The 20,115-nt window shown below is 68.5% G+C and carries 15 protein-coding genes; 9 read left to right on the top strand and 6 right to left on the bottom strand.

The genetic code is table 11. The annotated features are described in order from the left end of the window. Positions 1–26 precede the first annotated feature (26 nt). Genes pstC through phoR form a run of 6 tightly spaced genes read left to right on the top strand, consistent with a single transcriptional unit; the run spans position 27 to position 5,600 of the window. The gene (gene pstC, locus ACSQ3Y_RS24690) at positions 27–1,043 is read left to right on the top strand and encodes a phosphate ABC transporter permease subunit PstC (protein ID WP_082604392.1); all 1,017 of its coding nucleotides are present in this window, start codon (positions 27–29) and stop codon (positions 1,041–1,043) included. Continuing rightward, the gene (pstA, locus tag ACSQ3Y_RS24685; protein WP_057205657.1) at positions 1,040–1,933 is read left to right on the top strand and encodes a phosphate ABC transporter permease PstA; all 894 of its coding nucleotides are present in this window, start codon (positions 1,040–1,042) and stop codon (positions 1,931–1,933) included. The genes pstC and pstA overlap by 4 nt, the downstream gene beginning before the upstream one ends. Positions 1,934–1,959: 26 nt before the next feature. Next, entirely contained in the window at positions 1,960–2,745 is a 786-nt protein-coding gene (pstB, locus tag ACSQ3Y_RS24680; protein ID WP_057205659.1) for a phosphate ABC transporter ATP-binding protein PstB, read from the top strand. 10 nt (positions 2,746–2,755) lie between these two features. After that, positions 2,756–3,457, top strand: coding sequence for a phosphate signaling complex protein PhoU (gene phoU, locus ACSQ3Y_RS24675; protein ID WP_057205661.1), 702 nt, complete (start codon positions 2,756–2,758; stop codon positions 3,455–3,457). 15 nt (positions 3,458–3,472) lie between these two features. Beyond that, complete coding sequence (phoB, locus tag ACSQ3Y_RS24670; RefSeq protein ID WP_057205663.1) at positions 3,473–4,189, top strand: phosphate regulon transcriptional regulator PhoB; 717 nt, start codon at positions 3,473–3,475, stop codon at positions 4,187–4,189. A 58-nt stretch (positions 4,190–4,247) separates the two neighbouring features. Then, entirely contained in the window at positions 4,248–5,600 is a 1,353-nt protein-coding gene (gene phoR / locus ACSQ3Y_RS24665; protein WP_057269602.1) for a phosphate regulon sensor histidine kinase PhoR, read from the top strand. Here the strand turns inward: phoR and ACSQ3Y_RS24660 are convergent. From ACSQ3Y_RS24660 to ACSQ3Y_RS24645, 4 genes are all read right to left on the bottom strand, one after another. Then, complete coding sequence (locus tag ACSQ3Y_RS24660) at positions 5,557–6,921, bottom strand: MATE family efflux transporter (RefSeq protein WP_436179187.1); 1,365 nt, start codon at positions 6,919–6,921, stop codon at positions 5,557–5,559. The two genes, phoR and ACSQ3Y_RS24660, sit on opposite strands and share 44 nt — an antisense overlap. Further along, positions 6,921–8,630 (bottom strand): hypothetical protein, encoded by a 1,710-nt coding sequence (locus ACSQ3Y_RS24655; RefSeq protein WP_436179186.1) that lies wholly within the window; start codon positions 8,628–8,630, stop codon positions 6,921–6,923. The genes ACSQ3Y_RS24660 and ACSQ3Y_RS24655 overlap by 1 nt, the downstream gene beginning before the upstream one ends. Positions 8,631–8,803: 173 nt before the next feature. Beyond that, positions 8,804–9,088, bottom strand: coding sequence for a type B 50S ribosomal protein L31 (locus ACSQ3Y_RS24650; RefSeq protein WP_057206201.1), 285 nt, complete (start codon positions 9,086–9,088; stop codon positions 8,804–8,806). Between the two features lie 124 nt (positions 9,089–9,212). Next, entirely contained in the window at positions 9,213–10,391 is a 1,179-nt protein-coding gene (locus ACSQ3Y_RS24645) for a citrate/2-methylcitrate synthase (RefSeq protein WP_436179185.1), read from the bottom strand. A gap of 96 nt (positions 10,392–10,487) precedes the next feature. Here ACSQ3Y_RS24645 and ACSQ3Y_RS24640 point away from each other — a divergent pair, with 96 nt between their 5' ends. Next, positions 10,488–11,876: a CoA transferase gene (locus ACSQ3Y_RS24640; protein ID WP_436179184.1), complete on the top strand. Its 1,389-nt coding sequence runs from the start codon at positions 10,488–10,490 to the stop codon at positions 11,874–11,876. Between the two features lie 181 nt (positions 11,877–12,057). On the opposite strand, the gene rho is transcribed toward ACSQ3Y_RS24640, so the two are convergent. Further along, positions 12,058–13,320, bottom strand: coding sequence for a transcription termination factor Rho (gene rho / locus ACSQ3Y_RS24635; protein ID WP_007847642.1), 1,263 nt, complete (start codon positions 13,318–13,320; stop codon positions 12,058–12,060). Between the two features lie 261 nt (positions 13,321–13,581). Further along, positions 13,582–13,914, bottom strand: a complete 333-nt coding sequence (trxA, locus tag ACSQ3Y_RS24630; RefSeq protein WP_057205675.1) for a thioredoxin TrxA — start codon at positions 13,912–13,914, stop codon at positions 13,582–13,584. A gap of 109 nt (positions 13,915–14,023) precedes the next feature. Here trxA and ACSQ3Y_RS24625 point away from each other — a divergent pair, with 109 nt between their 5' ends. Both ACSQ3Y_RS24625 and ACSQ3Y_RS24620 read left to right on the top strand, forming a co-directional pair. After that, the gene (locus ACSQ3Y_RS24625; RefSeq protein ID WP_057205677.1) at positions 14,024–16,570 is read left to right on the top strand and encodes a PD-(D/E)XK nuclease family protein; all 2,547 of its coding nucleotides are present in this window, start codon (positions 14,024–14,026) and stop codon (positions 16,568–16,570) included. Next, positions 16,567–20,103, top strand: coding sequence for a UvrD-helicase domain-containing protein (locus ACSQ3Y_RS24620; protein ID WP_436179183.1), 3,537 nt, complete (start codon positions 16,567–16,569; stop codon positions 20,101–20,103). Before ACSQ3Y_RS24625 ends, ACSQ3Y_RS24620 begins: the two co-directional genes overlap by 4 nt. The last annotated feature ends 12 nt before the right edge of the window (positions 20,104–20,115 follow it).

The raw sequence follows: 20,115 nt of genomic DNA, 5'->3' as shown, positions 1-20,115 counted from the left end.
CCAAGGCTACCAACGTGTCCACTACGATGCCGGTCCGCGACAATCCGTCCCTCGAGACGGCCCCTCTGCGCACCAAAAACATGCCTCCACCTCCCTCCCGCCCCCTGATCTCCGGCATGCTGGCCGACCGGCTGTTCGGCTGGCTGGCGCGCGGCGCCGCCATTCTGACCTTGCTGCTGCTGGTCGGTATCCTGGGCTCCCTGGTCGTGGGCGCCTGGCCCTCCATTGCCAAGTACGGCCTCGGTTTCCTCACCAGCAGCGTGTGGGATCCGGTTCAGGACGAGTACGGCGGCCTGGTCATGATCTATGGCACGGTGACCACGTCCATCATCGCCCTCGTCATTGCGGTGCCCGTCAGCTTCGGCATCGCACTGTTCCTGACCGAGCTGTCGCCTGCATGGCTCAAGCGCCCCCTGGGCACCGCCATCGAGCTGCTGGCGGCAGTGCCCTCCATTGTCTACGGCATGTGGGGACTGATGGTGTTCGGCCCCATCCTCTCGACGTATGTGCAGCAGCCGCTTCAGGCGCTGTTCGCGGGCGTGCCCTACCTGGGTGCCTTCGTGTCGGGCCCCCCGGTGGGCATCGGCATCCTGTCGGCCGGCATCATCCTGGCCATCATGATCATCCCGTTCATCGCCTCGGTGATGCGCGACGTGTTCGAAGTCACGCCCGCCCTGCTCAAGGAGTCGGCCTACGGCCTGGGCTCCACGACCTGGGAAGTGATGTGGAAGGTGGTTCTGCCCTACACCAAGACCGGCGTGCTCGGCGGCATCATGCTGGGCCTGGGCCGGGCGCTGGGTGAGACCATGGCCGTGACCTTCGTCATCGGCAACATGAACCAGCTGTCCTCGCTGTCGATGTTCGAGGCGGCCAACAGCATCACCTCGGCGCTGGCCAACGAGTTCGCCGAAGCCGGCGAGGGCCTGCACCAGGCTTCGCTGATCTACCTGGGCCTGGTCCTGTTCTTCATCACCTTCGTGGTGCTGACGCTGTCCAAGATCCTGCTGTCCCGCCTGCAAAAGAACGAAGGAGCTCGCACATGAGCACCAGCACCAGCACCTCGCAGCGCCTGATCTCGGCGGCCGAGCTCGACCAGCAGCGCCAAGCGCGCTACAACAGCCGCAAGCGCGTCAACCAGATCGCGCTCGTCCTGTCGCTCGCCGCCATGGCGTTCGGCGTGTTCTGGCTGGTCTGGATTCTGTGGGAAACCGTGCGCCTGGGCGTGGGGGGCTTGAACATCGCCCTGTTCACCCAGATGACGCCACCGCCGAACGAAGCGGGCGGCATTTCCAATGCCATCTACGGCTCGTTCGTGATGGTGCTGCTGGCCACCTTCGTGGGTACGCCCATCGGCATCATGGCCGGCATCTACCTGGCCGAGTACGAGACCAAGAGCCTGCTGGCTTCGGTCACGCGCTTCGTCAACGACATCCTGCTGTCGGCGCCCAGCATCGTCATCGGCCTGTTCGTGTATGCCGTGGTGGTGGCGCGCTTCAAGAGCTTTTCGGCCTATGCCGGCATCCTGGCGCTGGCGCTGATCGTGATACCGGTGGTCATCCGCACCACCGAGAACATGCTCATCCTGGTGCCTGCCAGCCTGCGCGAGGCCGCCTACGCCCTGGGCACGCCCAAGTGGAAGGTGATCCTGATGGTGACGCTGCGCGCTGCCCGCGCCGGTGTGATCACCGGTGTGCTGCTGGCCGTGGCCCGCATCGCCGGTGAAACCGCTCCGCTGCTGTTCACTGCGCTGAACAACCAGTTCTGGAACGGCGACCTGGCCAAGCCCATGGCCAGCCTGCCGGTGACCATCTTCAAGTTCGCCATGAGCCCCTACGAGAACTGGCAGCAACTGGCCTGGGCCGGCGTCTTCCTGATCACCGTCGCAGTTCTCGGCCTGAACATCCTGGCGCGGGTCCTGACCCGCCAAAAGTAAGCCCCAGCAGCAAGAAAGACACCCTCATGTCCGCTATTCTCAAGAACGACGCGCCCAACAAGTCCAAGATCACGGTGCGCGACCTGAACTTCTACTACGGCAAGTTCCATGCCCTGAAGGCTATCAACCTCGACATCCCCGAGAACAAGGTCACGGCCTTCATCGGTCCCTCGGGCTGTGGCAAATCCACGCTGCTGCGTACCTTCAACCGCATGTTCGAGCTGTACCCAGAGCAACGCGCCGAAGGCCAGATCGTGCTGGACGGGGAGAACCTGCTCAAGAGCAAGCAGGACGTGGCCCTGGTGCGCGCCAAGGTCGGCATGGTGTTCCAGAAGCCCACGCCGTTCCCGATGTCGATCTACGACAACATCGCCTTCGGCGTGAAGCTCTTCGAGAGCCTGAACGCCACCGACATGGACGACCGTGTGGAATGGGCGCTGCGCAAGGCCGCATTGTGGAACGAGGTCAAGGACAAGCTCAACCAGAGCGGTTCCAGCCTTTCGGGCGGCCAGCAGCAGCGCCTGTGCATTGCCCGCGGCATTGCCATCAAGCCAGAAGTGCTGCTGCTCGATGAGCCCTGCTCGGCCCTGGACCCGATCTCGACCGCCAAGGTGGAAGAGCTGATCGCCGAGCTCAAGAACGACTACACAGTGGTCATCGTGACCCACAACATGCAGCAGGCCGCGCGCTGCAGCGACTACACCGCCTACATGTACCTGGGCGACCTGGTGGAGTTCGGCGAGACGGAACAGATGTTCTTCAAGCCGCAGCGCAAGGAAACCGAAGACTACATTACCGGCCGTTTCGGCTAAGGAGACAGCAATGCCCGACAAGCACCTTTCGTCGCAGTTCGACTCCGAACTCAACAGCGTCTCCGCCCGCGTCATGGAAATGGGCGGTCTCGTGGAGTCGCAGATCCGCCAGGCCGTGTACGCCCTGTCGCAGTTCAGCCTGGAGGCCGTGGAACAGGTCGCCGCCATCGAAGTGCGCGTGAACGCCATGGAAGTGGAGATCGACCACGAGCTGTCCTCCATCATCGCCCGCCGACAGCCCACCGCACGCGACCTGCGTCTGCTGATGGCCTTCTCCAAGGCCACCGCCAACCTGGAGCGCATGGGCGACGAGGCCAACAAGATGGCGCGCATGGTGCGCTCCATCATCGAGAGCGGCGCCGCGCGCTCGCTGCCGTCGAGCGACCTGCGTGTGGCCGCCGAGCTGGCCTCGGGCCTGCTGCGCAAGGCGCTCGATGCCTTTGCCCGCCTGGACACCACGATGGCCGTGTCCATCCTCAAGGAGGACGACCTGATCGACAAGGAGTTCGATGGCTTCGTGCGCAAGCTGGTCACCTACATGATGGAAGACCCCCGCACCATCTCCCCGAGCCTGGACCTTTTGTTCCTGGCCAAGGCCATCGAGCGCATCGGCGACCATTCGAAGAATGTGGCCGAACTCATCATCTACCTGGTCAAGGGCAAGGACGTGCGCCACACGGCCCTCGATGAGATCGAATCGGCCGTACTGTAGGCCCGTGAACGCTGTATGAGAAAGCTACCCCGTGTTCTGATCGTCGAAGACGAACCTGCGATCGCCGAGCTGATCGCGGTCAACCTGCGGCACAACGGATTCCAGCCCTTCTGGGCCGAAGATGGCGAGTCGGCCCAGCGCGAGCTCGATGCCGTGCTGCCCGACGTCATCCTGCTCGACTGGATGCTGCCTGGCCAGAGTGGCCTGTCGCTGGCGCGCAAGTGGCGTGCCGATGCGCGCACCAAGCCCATCCCCATCCTCATGCTCACGGCCCGCGGCGACGAGCCGGACAAGGTGGCGGGCCTGGACGCCGGTGCCGACGACTACATCACCAAGCCGTTCTCCACGCAGGAACTGCTGGCGCGCATCCGTGCCGTGCTGCGCCGCCGCGCGCCCGAGCAGGTCAGCGACAGCGTGACCATCGGCGAATTGGCGTTGGACGCGGGCACCTACCGGGTAACGTTTCAGGGTCAACAGCTCAAGGTCGGCCCCACCGAGTTCAAGCTGCTGCATTACCTCATGAAGCATGCGGAGCGCGTGCACAGCCGCTCGCAGCTGCTGGACAAGGTCTGGGGCGACCATGTCTTCATCGAAGAGCGTACAGTGGACGTGCACGTCAAGCGCCTGCGCGAAGCGCTGGGCGCCGCATCGGTGATGGTGGAAACGGTGCGCGGTGCCGGCTACCGGCTCACGGCGCAATCGCAACCCCAGGTGCAGCAGCTGCAAGCCTGACGGGTCACAGGGCGCCACGGTGGCGCCCTCGGTTTTCTGAGAAGGCTTTGCAATCCGCATGCTCTGGCGATTCACGTATTTTCTGCTCTGGCAAATCGCCGGTGGCGGACTCGGTTGGTGGCAGGGTGGGCCCTGGGGGGCGGCCCTGGGAGCGGCGATAGCGGCCTGGGCCTGGTTCGTGTGGGACCTGCTGCGCGGCGCGCGCGTGCTGCACTGGCTGCGCACGGGCGACCTGTCGAACGCGCCGGTCATGCGCGGCATGTGGGGCGAGGCGGCCGACCGCTCGCGGCGCCTGCTGCGCCTGCAGGCCCAGGAGGTGCAGAGCAGCCAGAACCGCCTGCAGGAGATCCTGGCCGCGCTGCAGGCCACGCCCAACGGCGTGGTGCTGCTGGATGCGCAGGGCCACATCGAGTGGTGCAACCAGATGGCGGCCAGCCAGTTCGGCTTCGACGCGCAGCGCGATGTCATGCAGTCGATCGGCAATCTGGTGCGCGACCCCGATTTCACCGCCTACTACACCACCCAGGATTTCACGCACGATGTGGTGCTGGAAGGGCGTTTCAGCACCTCGTCGCGCCCGGTGCGCATCTCGGTTCAGTTGCACCCCTATGGCGACGGCCGCACGCTGCTGCTGTCGCGCGATGTGACGGCGCTGGAGCAGGCCGAGGCCATGCGCCGTGACTTCGTGGCCAACGTCTCGCACGAGATCCGCACGCCGCTCACGGTGCTCATGGGCTTCGTCGAGACGCTGCAGACCCTGCCGCTGGCGCAGGACGAGCGCGCCCGTTATCTGGGCATGATGTCCCAGCAGGCTGCACGCATGCAGAGCGTGGTGCAGGACCTGCTCACGCTGTCGCGCCTGGAGGGCAGCCCGCCGCCCGGCATGGCCGAGTGGATGCCCGTGCAGGGCCTGGTGCAGCGCTGCGAGGAGGAAAGCCGTGCCCTGTCGGCCCTGCTCACGCAGACCCAGCAGCGCCACCACACGCTCATCTTTCCATCGGCGCAGGAGCTGCGGGCCCAGGGGGACATTGCCGGTGTGCCGGCGGAACTGCAGAGCGCGCTGTCCAACATCATCAACAACGCCGTGCGCTACACGCCTGCAGGCGGCACGATCACGGTGAGCTGGGTGCGCAAGGACGATGGCTCGGCCGCGTTCTCGGTCAAGGACACGGGCCCGGGCATCGCGCCCGAGCACATTCCGCGGCTGACCGAGCGCTTTTACCGGGTGGACCGCAGCCGCTCGCGCGAAACCGGTGGCACGGGCCTGGGCCTGGCCATCGTCAAGCATGTGCTGCAGCGCCATGGCGCCACGCTCAGCATCCAGAGCACCCTGGGCAAGGGCTCGACCTTCTGCGTCACCTTTCCGGTCAGCCGGCTGCGCGCGCCAGTGCCGCAGGCGCTGGCAGCCTGATCGCGCGCCAGAGCATGGCTGCGAACAAGGCGGCCGTTACGACCAAGGCTGCGGCGCTGGCGGCCCAGAAGGTGGCCGGCATGGCCACCGCGCCCCAGGGCCCCAGGCCCTGGTAGGCCAGCAGGTAGCCGCCGCCCAGGCCGGCGCCCCACAGCAGCGTGCAGTACACCACCAGCGGTGCCACCGTGATGCGGTAGCAGCGCAGCACGAACACGCACAGGGTCTGCAGCGCGTCGGCCACATGGTAGGCCGCCACCCAGGCCAGCAGCCCGCCCGTCACCGCCACCACCAGTGCGTTCGATGAGTACAGCGCACCCAGGTGGTTGCGCGCCAGGAACATCAGCGCCGCCAGGCCCAGGCCGATGGCGCAGGCCAGGCGCACGCCCAGCAGTGCCACCTGGCGCGCGCGCTGCGGCTCGCCTGCGCCCAGCCAGTAGCTCACGCGCGCACTGGTGGCAATGGACAGCGACAGCGGCACCATGTACAGCACGGCTGCGAGGTTGGACGCGATCTGGTGCGCGGCCGAGGCAATCGTGCCCTGGCGCGCTATGAACAGGGCCATCAGCGTGAACGAGGTCACCTCCACCATCACCGCCAGGCCGGCCGGCACACCCAGGCGCGCAAAGCCTGCGATGGTGGGCCAGTGCGGGCGCTCCAGCGGCTTCCAGATGGCCAGCGGCTCATACAACGACTGCGTGCGCAGCAGCCACACCGCCAGCGCGAGCATGCTGCAGTTGACCACCAGCGTGGCCCAGGCGCAGCCCACGGCGCCCTGCGCGGGCAGGCCCGCGCCGCCAAAGGTGAACCAGATGGACAGCGGCACCTTGATGAACAGCGAGCCCACCTGCAGCCAGGTGACCAGCTGCGGGCGCCCGAGGGCCTGGTTGAGCGTGCTGTAGACGCGAAACAGCAGGGCTGGCGGCAGTGCCAGCGCGAGCACGGCCAGGTAGTTTTCGACCTCGCTGCGCAGCGCATCTGGCACCTCGGTCCAGCGCAGCACGGCGCCGGGCGAGAGCAGCACCGCCATGCCCAGGGCGCTGGCCACGGCACACAGGTACAGCGACTGGCGCAGCGAGGCGCCCAGCTGCCGCTGGTGCCCTGCGCCGCGCTGCTCGGCCCATACCGGCAGCAGGGCGCTGAGCACCCCGATCAGCGCCACGTAGACACTGATGAAGATGGCCGAGCCCACCGACAGCGCGGCCAGAGATGCTTCGCTGTAGCGGCCCGCGACGATGGTGTCGGCGACGCCGAAGGCCATGACGGCCAGTTGCCCGGCCAGCACCGTCACGGCGTGGCGGGAAATGGTCGACAGCTCGCTCATCAGTTTTTGGTTTCGGTTTCGATGCGCCGGAACACGAGCAGGAAATCGGTCTTGTCGGTGGGGCGCACCACCGTGGCCACGCGTTCCCATTGCAGCCCGTCCACCGTGGATGCGGGTGCGGGCCAGGAGGCGATGTCCGAGACCAGCCACTCGCAGCCGCTCACCGACAGGCTGGCAGGGCGCAGCGTGAAGCCGGCGTGGTACTGCAGGGCGGCCACCTGGGCGCGGCTCAGGCCCACGGTCTGCACGCAGCCCGGGTTCTCGCCCACGACGGCGTTGATGGCGCGCATCTGCGGCACGTAGCTGCGCGCGAAGTCCAGGAGCGGCAGCCACAGGCTCATGAGCAGCAGCCAACTCAGCGCGGCGCCGCTGGCGGGCAGCACCAGGCTCTTCCAGATCGGGGCACGGTTGCGCGAGGCGCGCCACCACACCAGCGCGCACCAGCCCACCGAGGCCGTGAGCGCCACCACCAGGGCCAGCAGCGAAAACTCGGGCACGAAGCCGGGCGCCAGCTTGGCCACGTTGGCGGCCGGCTTGGCGGGCACGCCGGTCTGCATGGCGATCCAGATCACCCAGATGGCCAGCGCCGAGACGCTGAAGAACAGCAGCGTGAACCAGTCGATCAGCGCTCCCATGCTGCGGCTGAGCGTGGGCAGGGCGAAGGCCGCCAGTGCCGCCAGTGCGGGCAGGCCCAGCAGCAGCGCACGGTCGGCCGGCTGGGTGGTGATGGTGGCGCCGATGGAGATGGCCGTGAACCACAGCGGCAGCAGCAGGTGGCGGTGCCACTGGCGGCTGGCGATCTGCTTGCGCCAGCGCCACAGTGTCCACAGCGCCAGGGGCCAGGCGGGCCAGCCGAACCAGACCAGCAACCGGGCCAGGCTCGCCCATTCCTTGCCGCCTTCCTCGGTGCCCACGATGCGCCAGCGCCACAGGTCGAGCTGCCAGGCCAGCGCGGCGGCTGCCACGATGACCAGCGCCGTGGCCACCGCCCAGGACTTGCACTGGCGCTCGTCCTTGTCGGGCAGACGCAAGGCCAGCAGCACGCCGCTGGCACCCAACAGCACCGTGAGCGCGGGTGCCCCGGCGAGCGTGAGGCCGAAGGCGCCCACCAGCATGGCGCCCAGCGCCTTGCCGGCGTGGTAGGGCAGCGCAGCAAAGGCGAAGAACAGGAAGGAGGTGCAACTGAGCTGCACCAGGTAGCTGGTCACCTCGTGCGAGAGCTGGGCCAGGCCCAGGCAGGCGATCAGGGCGAGCAGGGCGCCATCGGCAATGGCACGCGCGTAGTCGAGCGGGGGGGCCTCGCCGCCGAAGGCAAAGGCCACGGGCTGGGCACCCGGGCTGCGCGCCAGGTAGTACACGCCATACCAGGTGGCCATGAGCGTGAGCGCCAGCAGGGCGGCAAACGGAAGGCGAACTGCCATCTCGGGCGACAGCCAGGACGGCGCCCACTGGATGGCCAGCGCCCCGATCCAGTAGGGCAGCAGGCCTTCGGTTTCGGGCGCCATGCCGCCCAGCAGCGGGTTGAGCCAGTCGGTGCGCCCTTGCGCCAGCTCCAGCATGTAGCCGTAGGCGGTAATGTCGGCGCTCTTCCAGGGCGCGCGCCCGACGAAGCCGGGGACCACGTAGGCAATGCACAGCAGCATCAGGGCCCAGCGCGGCAGTGGCCGCACGGCATTCTGGGTAACGATGGCTGGGGTCGGTGGGTTCACGCGGTGGTCAGTGGCTTTGGGGAGCCGCCAAGAATAAGGGATAAGCGCCCGGGTTCCGTCAGCAGGCTGTGGTGGTCAGGGTAAATCTGGTAACCCCGGTCACAGGGCACGGCGCGCCCAAGAAAAAAGGCAGCACGGTTGCCCGGGCTGCCTCTTGGCGCATTGCGTGCAGATTACTTGTCGGCAGCAGCAGGCGCAGCGGTCGTCGACGTGGTCTTGCCGAAACGGTTGCGGAAACGTTCCACGCGGCCGCCCATGTTGTCCACGGACTTTTGCGTGCCCGTGTAGAAGGGGTGCGATTCGCTGGAGGTGTCGAGCTTGAACAGGGGCAGCTCACGGCCGTCTTCGGTCTTGCCCATTTCCTTGGTGTTCACGCACGAGCGGGTGACGAACTTGAAACCGTTGGACAGGTCCACGAACAGAACTTCGCGGTAGTTGGGGTGAATGCCTTCTTTCATGATCAATCCTTGTCAAGTGCGGGAGCCGTGCTGGACCCGGAGCAACCTTTGCGCCGTGGAGCATCCAGCGTACTTTCCGCAGAAAAAGCCCTCCATTATAACCCGAGCGCCAAAACTTCCAAACTCAGGGCCGTGGGCCCGTGTAGGCAGCCCGAGGGCGTATCAGGCCGTCGCTGCTGCGCTGCTCCAGCGCATGCGCGATCCAGCCCAGGGATCGGCCCAGGGCAAACAGCCCGTAGGCGGCGCCCTGCGGCAGGGCCAGGTGGCGGCGCACGGCCACCAGCGCAAAGTCCAGCGACGGGGGCTGGCCCACCAGGGCCTGGGCTTCGCTGATCCAGGGCGCCCATGTGGGCCGCAGGGGCAGGATGCGCGCCAGCAGCAGCCGCGCGCGCACGTCGCCTTCGGGGTACAGGTGGTGGCCAAAGCCGGGCAGGGCCTCGCCGCGGGCCAGCCGTTGGTGCAGGCCTGCGGCGGGCGAAGAATCGCCCAACTCGTCCCACAGAGCCTCCACCCGGGCCGTGGCTCCGCCGTGGCGTGCGCCGGTCAGTGCCGCCAGCCCGCCCACCACGGCCGCGCGCAGGCTGGCCCCGGTGGAGGCCACGCAGCGCGCGGTGAAGCTGGAGGCATTGAGCTCGTGGTCGGCGCACAGCACCAGTGCCATGCGCACCAGATCGGTACCTTCGCCATCGAGCTGCCAGGCCCTGGCGCATTGCAGGTGGAGGGGGTCGGCGCTGGGCGCCGTGCCCAGCAGGCAGGCGGCCAGCAGGCGCACCAGGGCACCGCAGCCGTCGGCCAGGCGCTCGGGCGTGGCCTGCCACTGGGCGGTGGGGGCGTCTTCGGAGGCCAGGGTGAACAGGGGCAGCAGCGATTCTTCGGGCCGCTGGCGGGCCATGTGGGCCTGCACTGGCGCCAACACGGCAGGGGAGGTTGGTGCCACGGGTCCAAAGGAGACGGATTGCGCGCACTGCCAGAGCCGGGCGGCCACGGCCTCCACGCTGCTGGTCTGCGCCAGGCCTTCGATGCTGGCACCGCGCAGGTACAGCCGGCCGTCCTCGATCAAGGTGATTGCCGATTCGAGCACCGGCAGCCCCCAGCTGAGCGTGGCCTTGGCCACCTCCCTCGGCTTGCGCCCGCGCTTGCGCTGGCCCGCCAGCATGTCCACGTCTGCCAGCGCATAGCGGCTTTCGCGCGGCGTGGGGCCGGGGTGGGCATGCAGCATGCCCCGGCTCACGTAGGCGTACAGCGTGGCGCGCGAGACACCCAGGCGTTCGGCGGCTTCGGCGGCAGTGAGGTAGCTGGACATGGGGTACTGAAAAAAATGATGTTGAAAATATAAATCAATATTGACAATAAATGGTGCCAACCTATTCTGGGAAGCCTCTTTCAAGGAGGTTTTTCTATGTCTGCCCACACGATTCCAATCCCCACGGGCGCCTTGGCGCTGGCTTGCGAGGCATGGGCAGCGCTGGATGGCCCGGCAGCGGCACTGGAGCACCTGTCCGTCGCAGGCCGGGGCGATCTGCCCTCGGTGTTCCCGGTCACGGACCTGGCCGCCGCCTCGGTGGGTGTGGCGGGGCTGGCCGTGGCCGAGCTTCTTGCGCAGGCGGGCGGCGCCTGGCCGGTGGTGCAGGTGGACCGGCGCCTCGCGTCCTTCTGGTTCGGCATGTCGCTGCGCCCGCAGGGCTGGTCCCTGCCGCCGGTATGGGACGCCGTGGCCGGGGACTATCGCGCGGCCGATGGCTGGGTGCGGCTGCACACCAATGCGCCGCACCACCGCGATGCGGCTTTGGCCGTGCTGGGTGTGGTGGCCGACAGGGAGGTCGTTGCGCGCGCTGTGGCCGGCTGGGATGCCGACGCATTGGAGGCCGCAGTGGTGGAGCGGGGCGGTTGCGCTGCCTCCATGCGCGGCGTGGCGGACTGGAATGCCCACCCACAGGGCCTGGCGGTGCAGGCCGAACCCCTGGTGCATTGGAGTATTGGAAACCCGGTGGCCAAGCCCGACTGGCGCATCGATCCCGCGCGGCCCCTGCGCGGTGTGCGGGTGCTCGATCTCACGCGCATCCTTGCCGGCCCCACGGCCACGCGTTTCATGGCGGGCTTCGGCGCGGATGTGCTGCGCATCGACCCGCCCGGTTGGGATGAGCCCGTCACCGTGCCCGAGGTGGTGCTGGGCAAGCGCTGTGCGCGGCTGGACCTGCGGGTCGCCTCCGACTTGTTGGTGTTCGAAGGTTTGTTGCGCCAGGCCGATGTGCTGGTGCATGGCCTGCGGCCCGGCGCGCTGGAGCGGCTGGGGCTGGGCGAGCAAAGGCGGCGCGAACTCAATCCGGGCCTGGTGGACGTGTCGCTCACCGCCTACGGGTGGAGCGGCCCCTGGCAGGGCCGGCGCGGCTTCGACAGCCTGGTGCAGATGAGCACCGGCATCGCCGAGCAGGGCATGCGTCTCTCGGGCCAGGACCTGCCCGTGCCGCTGCCCGTGCAGGCCATCGACCACGCCACGGGCTACCTGATGGCGGCGGCTGCCGTGCGCGGCCTGGTGCGCCGCGTGGCCATCGGTGCGGGCTGCACGGCGCGGCTGTCCCTGGCGCGCACGGCGCACTGGTTGGTGTCCGCCGAGAGGGGCCCCGTGGAGCCTCTGGCGCCCGAGCAGCAAGATGATTGGAATGACGCGCTGGAGCCCACCTCATGGGGCTCGGCCCGGCGGGTGCGCGCACCACTGAAAGTGCAGGGCGCTGTCATGCATTGGGACTGGCCGGCACTGGCTCTGGGCTCTGCGCAGGCGCGCTGGTAAATGGCCCTCAAGCAACAACGCCCCGCAGGCTTTTGGGCCTGCGGGGCGTTGTATCCGTGGTGGCAAAAGGCAGCCTTGTACGGGTTGGCATTCGGCCGGATAACTAGGCGGGGAGCCGCAGACAGTGCTTTGGCACGGCAAGGCGACCCAACGACGTTAGCCGGTCGAAGGTCAATCCGTATCAGCCGCCGCGGCGCATCATGTCGAAGAAGTCGACGTTGGTTTTCGTGGCCTTCATGTTCTTGATCATCAGCTCCATCGACTCGATCTCGTCCATGTTGTACATGAACTGGCGCAGGATGCGGGTCTTCTGCAGGATCTCGGGCACCAGGAGCAGCTCTTCGCGGCGCGTGCCGCTCTTGTTGAGCTCGATGGCAGGGAACACGCGCTTTTCGTACAGGCGGCGGTTCAGGTGGATTTCGCAGTTGCCCGTGCCCTTGAATTCTTCAAAGATCACTTCGTCCATGCGGCTGCCGGTGTCGACCAGCGCGGTGGCGATGATAGTCAGCGAGCCGCCTTCCTCGACCTTGCGGGCGGCGCCGAAGAAGCGCTTGGGGCGCTGCAGCGCGGCCGCGTCCACACCGCCCGACAGCACCTTGCCGCTGGAGGGTACGACGTTGTTGTAGGCGCGGGCCAGGCGGGTGATGGAGTCAAGCAGAATGACCACGTCCTTCTTGAGCTCGACCAGGCGCTTGGCGCGCTCGATCACCATCTCGGCCACGTGCACGTGGCGCGCTGCGGGCTCGTCGAAGGTGGAGGCGATGATCTCGCCCTTGACCGTGCGTTGCATTTCGGTCACTTCTTCAGGGCGCTCGTCCACCAGCAGCACCATCAGGTGCACGTCGGGGTTGTTGGCCGTGATGGCGTGGGCGATGTGCTGCATCATCACCGTCTTGCCGCTCTTGGGCGGGGCCACGATCAGGGCGCGCTGGCCACGGCCGATGGGCGCGATGATGTCGATGATGCGGCCGGTGATGTTCTCTTCGCTCTTGACGTCGCGTTCCAGGCGCATCTGTTCCTTGGGGAACAGGGGCGTCAGGTTCTCGAACATCACCTTGTGCTTGTTCTGCTCCGGCGGGCCGTCGTTGACCTTGTCGAGCTTGGTCAGGGCAAAGTAGCGCTCACCGTCCTTCGGGGTGCGCACTTCGCCTTCGATCATGTCGCCGGTGTGCAGGTTGAAGCGGCGCACCTGGCTGGGGGAGATGTAGATGTCGTCCGTGCTGGCGGTGAAGCTCGTGTCCGGGCTGCGCAGGAAGCCGAAGCCGTCGGGCAGGATTTCCAGCACCCCATCCGCAAACACCTGCTCTCCGGCCTTGGCGCGCTTCTTGATGATGGCAAACATCAGCTCCTGCTTGCGCATCCGGCCCGTGTTTTCGATTTCGAGTTCTTCGGCCTGCTTCAGGACTTCAGACACGTGCAGTGCCTTGAGTTCGTTTAAGTGCATGGAATGACTCCTTGGCGGAGTAGGTAGGTGTCTCGGGGGAGGTGGGCTGTTCGCCGGTGGTCTGCTGATGGCAGTCACGGCGTGCCTGGGGATCTCTCGAACCGGTTGCCAATGCGTGCAAGCCGGTGATCTGCTGGAATTATGACAGGAAAAAATCCGGGAAGGCCAGGCCGCTGCCCTCGGGCATGTGAAGAGATGCAAGCGGCGGTGAAATGCAAGGCGGTGGCACCCCGGCCCGGAGTGCCACCACCAGCAGTGGCGTTATGCCAATTGCTGGTCGACGAAGGCCGTCAACTGCTCCTTGCGCATGGAGCCGATCTTGGTGGCCGACAACTGGCCGTCCTTGAAGAACATCAGCGTGGGGATGCCGCGGATGCCGAACTTGGCAGGCGTCTCGCGGTTCTCGTCGATGTTCAGCTTGGCGATCTGCAGCTTGCCTTCATAGGCCTTGGCCAGGTCGTCGAGGTGGGGGGCGATGTCCTTGCAGGGGCCGCACCATTCGGCCCAGTAGTCCACCAGCACGGGGGTGGTGGACTGCAGTACGTCGGCTTCAAAGCTGGCGTCGGTGAGGTGCTTGATGAGTTCGCTGGCCATGGCGTATTCCTTGTAGCTGGGCGGGTTGGGACCGGGGTACGTATAAAGTTGGGTCATTGTGACAGAAACCAATCCCACGTTCACCGGTGTGGCCGGGCCCTCCGATGCTATGACTGTCATAGCTAAAACCGATCATGCAGCCCCTTGCTGGGCGCGGGTGCTGGGCGAGGTCGCCCGGCACCTCGCCGGGCACGGCGCGCACCCGGCCCGCACCGTGGTGCTGGTGCCCTATGCGCAGCTCATGCCCTGGGGCCAGCGCCTGTGGGCGCGCCGGCACCCGGACAGCTTCGTGCCGCGCTTCGAGACCACGCGCAACTGGGCGCACCAGCTCGCGGTTTTCGTGCCAGAGGGGCAGGACCTGGCGGGCGACGTGGCGCGCGACACGCTCACCGCGCGCACATTGCTGGACCAGGCCGGCCTGTCGGCCCAGCGCGACGTGCTGGCCACGCCGCTGCAGGAGGCCGCCGCGCAACTGGCCCTGGCTGTGGCGGCCGTACCGCCCGCACAGCGCGATGCCTGGGGAGTGCAGGCGCGCAGCCTGCTGCCGCCGGCGGACGAAGGCAGCGCGCTGCGCTTCGAGGCCGTGGTGGCGCGCATTGCGCTGGAATGGGCGCTGGCCTCGCGTTACGCGACCGATGTGCTGTTCGAGCCCGGCGTGCGGGCCGCCACCGATGCGCTGGTGGTGTTCGAAGGCTTCCAGGCCGAGCCCATGGCGGCCGCGCTGCTGGCCCACTGGGGCGAGCGAGCGCTGCTGCTGCCCCTGTATGCGCCCGAAGGGGATGGCGCGGTGCAAGGGCAGATCGCCCTGCATGCCGCAACGGATGCCGAGGACGAAGCGCAGCGCGCCGCCGCCTGCGTGCTGGCCCACCTGGCCGCAGGCCGCGTGCCCGTGGTGCTGGCCGCCACCGACCGAGCGCTGACCCGCCGCGTGCGCGCCCACCTGGGCAGCAGCGGCGTGGACGTGCGCGACGAAAGCGGCTGGACGCTGTCGACCACGCGCGCGGCCGCGCAGCTCATGGCCGCCTTGAAAGCCTGCGCCTGGGATGCCGATGCCGACACCGTGCTTGCCTGGCTCAAGCAGGTGCCGGCGTGGGAGGCAGGCACGCTCAACCCGCTGGAGAAAGCACTGCGCAAAGCATCGCTGGCGCGCTGGGGTGCGGTGGCCGAGCGCGACTGGAGCACCCACCCGGCACTGGCCGCGACCGTGGCGCAGACCGAGGCCTGGCGCGCCGGCCTGCGTGCGGCGCGCCCACTGGTGCAGTGGCTTGCCGCCCTGCGCGGCCTGCTCGAAGCCACGGGCCAGTGGGCCGTGCTTGAGGCCGATGAGGCGGGCGAGCGCGTGCTTGCCGTGTTGCGCCTGCCCGAGGGCCTGCAGGCCGAACTCGAAGCCTGGGACGGCGTGGGCCGGCGCATGGCGCTGGCCGAGTTCACCCGCTGGGCCGACGAGGTGCTGGAGGCCGCGCGCTTCGTGCCGCCACCGCCGCCCGGCGCGCCGGTCGTGATCCTGCCACTGCCGCAGCTGCTGGCCCGGCCTTTTGCTGCGCTGGTGTTGCCGGGCTGCGATGAAAAGCGCCTGCAGCCCGCCCCGGAGCCGCCGGGCGAATGGACGCAGGCCCAGCGCGAGGCCTGGGGCCTGCCCACCCGCGATTCGCTGGAAGCCGCGCAACGCCTGGCCTGGCGCAGCGCACTGCAGACCCCCTTGGTGGACGTGCTGTGGCGCACCGGCGACGAGGGCGGCGAGCCGCTGCTGGCCAGCACCCTGGTGCTGGCGCTGCACCTCGACGGCGCAGCGCACGCGGGCGAGGACCTGCGCCTCGCGCGCAGCGTGGCCAGTGCGCCCACGGCCCGGCCATTGCCCAGCGGCCAGGCGTTGCCGGTGCACAAGCTGTCGTCCACCGCGTATTCGGACCTGCGCCATTGCCCCTACCGCTTCTTCGCGCTGCGCCAGTTGGGCCTGCAGGATGCGGAGGAACTGGGCAGCGAGGTGGACAAGCGCGATTTCGGCAACTGGCTGCACGAGGTGCTGCAGCATTTTCACGAAGGCCTGTTGCAGGCACCGCTCGATGCGGGCCCTGGGCGCACGCACCGGCTCGACGCATCGGCCCAGGCCGTCACGGCGCGCCAGGGCCTCACCGGTGGCGACTTTCTGCCCTTTGCCGCGGGTTGGCCGCAGGTGCGCGATGGCTACCTGCGCTGGCTGGCACAGCACGAGCACCTGGGTGCCAGCTTTCGCCAGGCCGAGCTCAGGACCACGCAGCCCTTGGGGGGCATGGAGCTCGTGGGCACCATCGACCGCATCGATGGGGTGTCGGGCGCCGGCGAGGTGACCACCCTGGTGATCGACTACAAGACCGAGAGCGACTCCGTCACGCGCCAGCGCATCGGTGCCGGGGCTGAAGATACACAGCTGGCCTTCTACGCTGCGCTGCTGAGCCACGACACCCTGCGCGCCGCCTATGTGAACGTGGGCGAGCGCGGCGAGACGCAGATGCACGAGCAGGAGGAGGTGGTGGCCCTGCGCGACCTGCTGGTGGAGGGCATACAGCACGACTTCGAACGCATCGCCGCGGGCGACCCCATGCCCGCACTGGGCGAGGGCATGGTGTGCGAATACTGCGCGGCGCGCGGCCTGTGCCGCAAGGATTTCTGGGCATGACGAACGCTGCGTACGAACACAACGGCCAGGGCGTTTCGCGCGAGGCCTTCTATGCCATTGCCTGCGACCCAGCGCGCAGCGTGGCGGTCGAGGCCTGTGCCGGTGCGGGCAAGACCTGGATGCTGGTCTCGCGCATGCTGCGCGCGCTGCTCGACGGCGCTGCGCCGCACGAGATCCTGGCCATCACCTTCACCAAGAAGGCCGCAGGCGAAATGCGCCAGCGCCTGCAGGAATGGCTGGAGCAGTTTGCCGATGCGCCTCTGGACCAGCTCACGGGTGAACTGGTGGCCCGCGGCATCCGCCCCGAGCGGGCCCTGGAGCAGCGCGAGGCGCTGAGCGGGCTGTACCGGCAGGTCCTGGCCAGCGGCCGGCCGGTGCAGATCCGTACCTTCCACAGCTGGTTTGCCGCGCTGTTGGGCACGGCGCCGCTGGCGCTGCTGCAGGCGCAGGGCCTGCCCGCCAATTTCGAGCTGCTGGAGGACGATGCCGAGGCCGTGCGCGAGGTGTGGCAGCCCTTTTTGCACGCGGTGGACAGCCACGCCGGCCTGCGCGCCGACTACGAGGCGGCGGTGTTCCGCCACGGGCGTTCGCAGACGCACAAGGCGCTCGCGGCAGCCTTGTCCAAGCGCGTGGAATTCGATCTGGCCGACGAGGCCGGGGTGGTCGATGCCTCGGTGCCCCCGTTCGCGGAGCACTGCCCCGAGCTGGCCGGCATGGACAACCCTGCCGATGCGCTGCGCGGCGACCTCGTGCGCCGCCGCTGGCTCGACCGGGCCCAGGCCCTGGGGGTGGAGTCTGCCAAGACCCCGCAGAAGGCAGCCGATTCCATCGTCGATGCCTTCGCCTGCGACGACCTCGACCTGCGCCTGGACCTGTTGCGCAAGGCCCTGTTCGTGGCCAAGGAAGACCGGCTGTCGAAAAACCTGGAGAAATTCGCCGCCGCGCAGGAGGCCGAGCCCGAGCTGCAGCGCCTGCTGCTGGCGCGCCGCCAGCATGACGCCTGGCTGCACCAGCAGCGCATGGCGCGGCTGGCGCGTTGCCTGATCAAAGAGTTCGCGGCCGTCAAGAACCAGCACGGCTGGGTGGACATGAACGACGTGGAGCGCACGGCCCTGGTGATGCTGGCCGACCCGGTGCTCAGCGGCTGGGTGCAGGAGCGGCTCGATGCACGCATCCGCCACCTGCTGGTCGATGAGTTCCAGGACACCAACCCGCTGCAGTGGCAGGCGCTGCACGCCTGGCTCTCGGGCTACGCGGGCTCGGGCGGCGGTTCCGCCGCGCCCAGCGTGTTCATCGTGGGCGACCCCAAGCAAAGCATCTACCGCTTTCGCCGGGCCGAGCCGCAGGTGTTCCTGGCGGCGCAGGCCTTCGTGCGCAACGGCCTCTCGGGCGACCTGCTCAGTTGCGACCACACACGCCGCAATGCCACGGGTGTGATCGCCGCCGTGAACGATGCCCTGGGCACGGCGCAGGCGCAGGGCGAGACCAGTGGTTTTCGCAACCACACGACCGAATCGACCGACCCTGGCGAACTGCTGCGCCTGCCGGCCATCGAGCCTCTGGAAGCCAGTGGCCCTGCGGGCGGCGGTCTGCTGGCCTGGCGCGACAGCCTGACCGAGCCGCGCCACGAGGCCGAGGAAACCCAGCGCATGCGCGAATGCGAGCAGGCCGCGCGCTGGGTGGCGGCGCAGATCGCGGGCGGTGTGCCGCCCAAGGAGGTGCTGGTGCTGGCGCGCAAGCGTGATCGCCTCGCCTCCATGCAGGACGCGCTGCGTGCCCTGCACCTGCCCTGCGTGCAGCCCGAGAAGGCCGACCTGTTCGACGCGCCCGAGGTGCAGGACATGGTGGCCCTGCTCGATGCCCTGGTCTCCACCGGGCACGACCTGTCGCTGGCGCGCGCGCTCAGGTCGCCGCTGTTCGGGTTGGGTGACGATGCGCTGGTGGCCCTGGCCCTGCTGCGCCGCCAGCCCGAGCATTCCGGCCTGAGCTGGTTCGAACTGCTGCAGCGGCCTGAACTGGTGGACGCCACGCCCTGCGCTGCTGCCGGCCCCGTGCTCGCGCAGTACAAGGCCTGGGTCGACACCTTGCCCCCGCACGATGCGCTGCACGCCATCTATGCCCATGGCGACGTGCTGGCCCGCTTTGCGGCGGCGGCCCCGGCCACCCAGCGCGCAGCGGTGCAGGCCAACCTGCGCGCGCTGCTGGCCGCCGCGCTGCAGCACGATGGCGGGCGCTACCTCACGCCCTATGCCTTCGTGCGCGCCATGAAGAAGGGCGGCGTGCGTGCGCCCGGCCGGGTGGATGTGCAGGCCATCCGCCTGCTCACGGTGCACGGCGCCAAGGGGCTGGAGGCGCAGTGCGTGCTGCTGCTCGACACCGACACCCGCCCCCAGAAGGCCGAGACCATGGGCGTGCTGGTGGACTGGCCTGGCGAGCAGCCGGTGCCCACGGGCTTTGTCTTCCTGGCCAGCGAATCGAGCCCGCCGCCCAGCGCGGTCGATGCCCTCGCCGTGGAGCAGCAGGCGCGCCAGCGTGAAGAACTCAACATGCTCTACGTGGCCATGACGCGGGCCAAGCACTGCCTGGCCCTGTCGTCGGTGCAGCCCGCCAGCTCATCTCCTGGCAGCTGGTGGAACCGGCTGGCCATGCTGGTGGACGATGCGGTCTTGCCAGAGGAGGAAGGGGTCGATGCCCCGGCAGTGGCGGCCGGCGGCGAAGCGGCTGCCCACTTTGTGGTGCCTGAGTTGCCCGTGCTGCCGCCCGAACTGGGGCAGGGCCGCAAGGGTGAGTCGGGTGCGGGCCTGGTCGAAGGGTTCGGCGCGGCCCAAGGCGCCGCCAGCCCCGGCGCCTTGGCGCCTGCGCAGTCCACCCCCGAATCCCGCCTCGGCGATGCCATGCACCAGTTGCTCGAGCAGGCCGGCGTGGCGGGCATGTCGCTGGCCGCTCTGCGCGCCCACGGCTGGCCGCCGGCGCGCCTGGCCCGCCTGGCGCAGGACCACGAGATCACCGCTGCCGCCGCCGCGCGCGCCGCGCAACTGGCCCAGCGCATCCTGGCGGGCGAGGGCGCCTGGGCCTGGGACCCTGCCGAGATGGACAGCGCCATGAACGAGGCACCCCTGAACCACCAGGGCCAGAGCCTGCGGCTCGACCGGCTGGTGCGCCGGCCGGTGGGGCGCCAAGGCCCAGGCCCTGCGCCGGGCTGGTGGGTGCTGGATTACAAGAGCGCCGCCCAGCCCGAGCGCCAGCCCGGCCTGATGGCGCAACTGCAGCGCTACCGCGAGGCCGTGCACGCCCTGATGCCGGGCGAGGCCGTGCACGCGGCCTTCCTGACCGGGGACGGGCGCATGGTGGTGCTGGCTGCGGATTCCAGCGCAGTGGATGGGGCCGTCGCCGTGGTGGGGCATACTCTCGCCCCCGCTGTGCCTGTGGCCATGGCCGCGGCAACCCCCGCTTCTTCTCCTTCTTCTTCGTCCCGCAAGCCGCGCCAGGCACCGCCCGGCACGGACGATTCCCCGCAGGGCTCGCTGTTCTGATCCCCGCTGTTG

This window comes from Acidovorax sp. LjRoot66, from assembly GCF_964253305.1.
Taxonomy (GTDB): Bacteria; Pseudomonadota; Gammaproteobacteria; order Burkholderiales; family Burkholderiaceae_C; genus Acidovorax.
Note: the sequence above shows the minus strand (reverse complement) of the source record. Positions and strands in the feature narration are given on the sequence as shown.

Excerpts from the sequence above, each read along its gene's own strand:
- ACSQ3Y_RS24625 (WP_057205677.1), top strand. The coding sequence starts at position 14,024 with ATGACTGTCATAGCTAAAACCGATCATGCAGCCCCTTGCTGGGCGCGG.
- trxA (WP_057205675.1), bottom strand. The coding sequence starts at position 13,914 with ATGGCCAGCGAACTCATCAAGCACCTCACCGACGCCAGCTTTGAAGCC.
- ACSQ3Y_RS24650 (WP_057206201.1), bottom strand. The coding sequence starts at position 9,088 with ATGAAAGAAGGCATTCACCCCAACTACCGCGAAGTTCTGTTCGTGGAC.
- phoR (WP_057269602.1), top strand. The coding sequence starts at position 4,248 with ATGCTCTGGCGATTCACGTATTTTCTGCTCTGGCAAATCGCCGGTGGC.
- rho (WP_007847642.1), bottom strand. The coding sequence starts at position 13,320 with ATGCACTTAAACGAACTCAAGGCACTGCACGTGTCTGAAGTCCTGAAG.
- pstC (WP_082604392.1), top strand. The coding sequence starts at position 27 with ATGCCGGTCCGCGACAATCCGTCCCTCGAGACGGCCCCTCTGCGCACC.
- pstA (WP_057205657.1), top strand. The coding sequence starts at position 1,040 with ATGAGCACCAGCACCAGCACCTCGCAGCGCCTGATCTCGGCGGCCGAG.
- phoB (WP_057205663.1), top strand. The coding sequence starts at position 3,473 with ATGAGAAAGCTACCCCGTGTTCTGATCGTCGAAGACGAACCTGCGATC.
- ACSQ3Y_RS24620 (WP_436179183.1), top strand. The coding sequence starts at position 16,567 with ATGACGAACGCTGCGTACGAACACAACGGCCAGGGCGTTTCGCGCGAG.
- pstB (WP_057205659.1), top strand. The coding sequence starts at position 1,960 with ATGTCCGCTATTCTCAAGAACGACGCGCCCAACAAGTCCAAGATCACG.
- ACSQ3Y_RS24660 (WP_436179187.1), bottom strand. The coding sequence starts at position 6,921 with ATGAGCGAGCTGTCGACCATTTCCCGCCACGCCGTGACGGTGCTGGCC.
- ACSQ3Y_RS24640 (WP_436179184.1), top strand. The coding sequence starts at position 10,488 with ATGTCTGCCCACACGATTCCAATCCCCACGGGCGCCTTGGCGCTGGCT.
- phoU (WP_057205661.1), top strand. The coding sequence starts at position 2,756 with ATGCCCGACAAGCACCTTTCGTCGCAGTTCGACTCCGAACTCAACAGC.
- ACSQ3Y_RS24645 (WP_436179185.1), bottom strand. The coding sequence starts at position 10,391 with ATGTCCAGCTACCTCACTGCCGCCGAAGCCGCCGAACGCCTGGGTGTC.